The organism is Caballeronia sp., from assembly GCF_049581465.1.
Taxonomy (GTDB): Bacteria; Pseudomonadota; Gammaproteobacteria; order Burkholderiales; family Burkholderiaceae; genus Caballeronia.
Window position 1 is genome coordinate 1 of record NZ_JBAUSA010001430.1, and the last position, 4,026, is coordinate 4,026.

The 4,026-nt window shown below is 59.0% G+C and carries 6 protein-coding genes; all 6 read left to right on the plus strand.

What is annotated here, in order from left to right; genetic code table 11:
• Window positions 1-525, plus strand: a 525-nt coding sequence (locus tag WCA53_RS34570) for a GspE/PulE family protein (RefSeq protein WP_423922921.1), incomplete at its 5' end; no start/stop codon positions are given.
• A gap of 148 nt (window positions 526-673) precedes the next feature.
• Window positions 674-1,333, plus strand: a complete 660-nt coding sequence (locus WCA53_RS34575) for a hypothetical protein (RefSeq protein WP_423922924.1) — start codon at window positions 674-676, stop codon at window positions 1,331-1,333.
• Complete coding sequence (locus WCA53_RS34580; protein WP_423922927.1) at window positions 1,334-1,888, plus strand: PilN domain-containing protein; 555 nt, start codon at window positions 1,334-1,336, stop codon at window positions 1,886-1,888. It abuts the gene before it with no gap.
• Window positions 1,885-2,463: a hypothetical protein gene (locus WCA53_RS34585; protein WP_423922930.1), complete on the plus strand. Its 579-nt coding sequence runs from the start codon at window positions 1,885-1,887 to the stop codon at window positions 2,461-2,463. Before WCA53_RS34580 ends, WCA53_RS34585 begins: the two co-directional genes overlap by 4 nt.
• Before the next feature lie 188 nt (window positions 2,464-2,651).
• Window positions 2,652-3,074: a hypothetical protein gene (locus WCA53_RS34590; RefSeq protein WP_423922933.1), complete on the plus strand. Its 423-nt coding sequence runs from the start codon at window positions 2,652-2,654 to the stop codon at window positions 3,072-3,074.
• Window positions 3,075-3,085: 11 nt separating this feature from the next.
• On the plus strand, window positions 3,086-4,026 hold a 941-nt coding region (locus WCA53_RS34595; protein ID WP_423922937.1), incomplete at its 3' end, for a tetratricopeptide repeat protein.

Sequence of the window (4,026 nt, forward strand, 5' to 3'; positions counted from 1 at the left end):
GGCGAGATCCGCGACCGCGAGACTGCAGAAATCGCGATTCAGGCTGCACTAACCGGCCATCTCGTCTACACCACGGTCCATGCAAACAACGTGTTCGATGTGCTGAGCCGTTTTCGGCATATGCAGATTGACCCGTATAGCTTTGTGAGTGCTCTTAACGGTGTGGTAGCGCAGCGCCTCGTACGGCTTGTCTGCCCTCACTGCGCTGTGCCTTTCACGCCGGACGACACGCTCCTGCAGGATTCTCATGTAACCCGTGACCAGCTAGCAGACGGCCAGCTAATGAAAGGCACTGGCTGCGCGCATTGCCGCGGCAGCGGATATCGCGGTCGACGGGCGCTAGCCGAAGTGCTTGTGCTGGACGACGACCTGCGCGATGCGATTCTGCAACAGGTTCCGGCAAGTCAACTGAAGGAGATGGCACGCCAACGCGGCATGCGCTTTATGCGCGAACAAGCGGTGGATGCGGTGCAACTCGGTCAGACCACGCTGGAGGAAATCAACCGTGTCACGTTTACCGTCTAGTCGGCTGATGCAACTGGCCCACAGGGTGCGCGATCTGTGTGCGAGGCTTGGCCGTCCCGAGCGCCTGCGCATTTACCTCAGCAGTGGAGGGGTGGCAGTTTGCCTGGTGAAGGGCCGGTTTCGGCCGGTGATACGAACGAAGGTCAATTTGAACTCCGCCGCGCCGGACACAGATGACACTCATAGCATTGCGGCGGCCCTGACCGGTTTAACCGAATGGTTGCAGGCGCATCCACTCCGGTATGTAATCGAGTGGGTCATCGGCATCGACCATGTCCGTTATCTCTTATTACCATGGGACGAGCGCCTCTCGAGCGAGGCGTTCTGCCACACGCTTGCGGGTGCGCTGTTCGCGCAACAATGCGCCGGAAGCGATATGCCCTTTTCTATGTACGAGTTGCGCTTCGCACCGCTCTCGTTCGGCCAGCCACGACTGGCAGCACTGATCCCTTCCGAAGTAGTCGCCGAACTCATCGCGGTTGCACGCCGCCACGGTTGCCGCTCGCGACAGATCACACCGGCTCTAGGTGTGGTCTGGGACAGCTTGCCTGCCAGAGTGAAGAACGACACCGGCATGCTTGCGCTCGTCGAAGGGCAACGTATGCTGCGCGTGGCCTACAACGGCGGACAAATTATTTCACTATCAGTTCAGCCCTACTCTAACGAGAGAAAACCGGCTATCCCGGCCGGCGTGACATACCTTTTTCCATCGCGCGACATGACTCTGTCTACGAGTGGAAAGTTGGCGCCAGCCTTAGCGCCGGACGATGACCCGCGCTTCGCGTATGCACTCTGCGGAGTGTTCTGAATGACTCGTTTAAGCTGGAATTTTGTCCGGCGCCGTTGGTGGACCCAACCGTGGGCAGCGGTCTGCGTCGTCGCGCTATTGGGCTGCGTTCAAGCACTGTGGTGGCGGCATGACCTGCTACAGCAGCGGGAACAAATTCTAGGGAAAGCAGAGGGAGCGTCTCGCCGTGCGGCATCCCGCGTGCATCCAGTTTCCGTGCCGGTTCCTGCCGCACTGAACCCGGTGTTCGCGGAGATGCGTTATCCGTGGGTCGACGTGCTGGACAGTCTGCAGCACGTGACCAAACCAGGTCTTGAATTGCTCACGCTGGAGCCAGACGCTGGTGCGATCCGTCGCGTGCATATTAGTGGTGTAGCAGATCAGCCGCAGGAGGTGCTGGACCTGGTCGTGGCGCTGCAGGGTGATCCCTCCTGGTCTTCAGTGGAACTGGTCAACCAAACCAGAAACGACGACACGAGCGTGCCGCGAGTCAACGACTCAGCACTTCCGGGGCTGCCCATCGCCTCCCCGCGCAGCGTTTCCTTTTCACTGATCGCTGAATGGGGACGGCCGTGAACGGGAAAAAACTTCGGCAAATAGTCTCTTGGCATATCGCATGCGGTTTCGACCGGTTGGAGTGGCAAACCACCACTGCAGTGGGCCTTGTAATCTTATGGGCAACGTTAATCTGCGTAATCAATTCTCCACTGCACGCAGAAACGCAGCAGATGAAATTGCGGCTTGCTCCGCACATCGCCCTGGAACGGGCAAAGCCGGCTTCCGTCAAGCCGGATTCGGCACCGCGCGATCTGACACATGATTTTGTGGCGTCCCTGCCGGAATTCGACAAGCATTCCGAACAGCTTCGTGCGTTGAACTCATTGGCGGACAAAAACAGCGTCGTTATCACCCGCATTGATTACCGATACGAACAGCTACCTGCGCTGCCGATCAAAAAACTGGCGCTGCACATGGATGTAAAGGGAGACGAAGCGCAGCAGCGCAGGTTCCTACAAACGACGCTGAACGCTTTTCCGAACCTATCGGTCGCGCGCCTCGCGTATGCAAAGAACGCGGATGGAGCCACCAAGCTCGACCAGAAGTTGGACGTCAACCTGTACTACCAGTTGCACCCGAAGGCCGGCGCATGAGGCTGACTGTTTCGACGCCCGTGCAGTTGGTATTGATGACAACAGTAGTGGGCTCCGTCGTCTTGCTACTCCGTCCTGAACCTGTCGAACTGTCTCTGCCGACAGTCGCGCAGACATCGTCCGCCGCAGGACGGAAGACCGCTGCCGCAAAAATCGCTTCTCGGGATGACCGGCCGTGGAGTCGGCCCGTGCTGCCCGACCCCGTGACGCCCAAGGCGGCCGTTCAGCAAGCCTCGGGAATGCCCCCTCTCCCGCCCACGGGCGTTGCGCTGGAAGCGAACGCGACGCCTCCGTTACCGCCACTCCCAGCCGCACTGATGCAGCCGGACGTAGTTTATCTAGGCCGCATGATCAAGGACGGCAAGGTACAGGTCTTCTTTGCATCGAACGGCGATCCGGTCGTCTTGAGCGCGGGGGACGTGCTAAACGGAAGTTGGCGCGTTCAGGCAATTTCGACAACGGATGTCACGCTGCATCACGTGCAAACCGGGGAAACGCGCCTCATTGCGATGGGCGGTGGCGCTGATCCACGTCCGACTGGCGCTGCGCCGACTCAGGTAGGCCAACGTTTTCTCGCGAGCGGACCCAAACAACAACAACAGAAGGACTAACAGGCAGACGGATGAGTAATGAGCGGTTTTGGCATCAAAGTTTCTACACGCACGCGCTCAGCCATGTGCAACGGCCGGCCCTAGCGCTGTGCGTGGGCGCAGTCGTATTCGGCATCGGTGGTTGCGCCGGCTACAGCGATTGGCGCGATGGAAACACGCTGATCAAAGAAGGTAAGGTTGGCGAAGGCTTGGGGCGGATGCAACAGGCATCACTGGAAAATCCAGAACAGTACCGGATGAAGTTCATTGCGCAGCGCGATCGTCAGGTGCAATCGATGATGCAAAAGGCTGCAGCAGCCGCTCAGAACGGCCATACCGACGAAGCGCTCGCAGCGTATCAGGACGTGCTGCACTACGACCCGCAGAATACCGAGGCATTGCGTGGCATTGGGTTGATCGCGCGCGAGCAGCGCGAAAAATCGGAACTTGACGAGGCCAGGTCCGCCCTCGCCAAAAGCGATGCGGCCACCGCCAGGCAATTGCTAAACGCCATCCTGTCTGAAAATCCCAGCCATACGCAGGCGCGCCAGATGTTGCAGCAGATCGACGCGCAGTACACGCGCGCTGCAATGGTGCTTCCGGCGCTGAACCAGTCGTTGCAGATGCCGGTTACGCTGGAATTCAAGGATGTCGACATTCGCTCCGTCCTTGCCATCCTGACGCAAACATCCGGCATCAGCTTCGTGCTGGACAAGGACGTCAGTCCGGATCTGCGAACCACAATCTACGCACGGAACACCACGGTCGTAGACGCGCTGAACCTGATCCTACAAACCTCGCAACTCGACAAGAAGGTGTTGAACGACGCCACCGTTCTCATTTATCCGGCGACCGACGAGAAGAGGAAGCGTTATGACGACCTGGTCGTGCGGTCCTACTACCTGAACAGCGCCGACCCCAAAAAAGTTCAGGAAATGCTGCACGCGATGGTGGCGCCGAAGTCGATGTACGT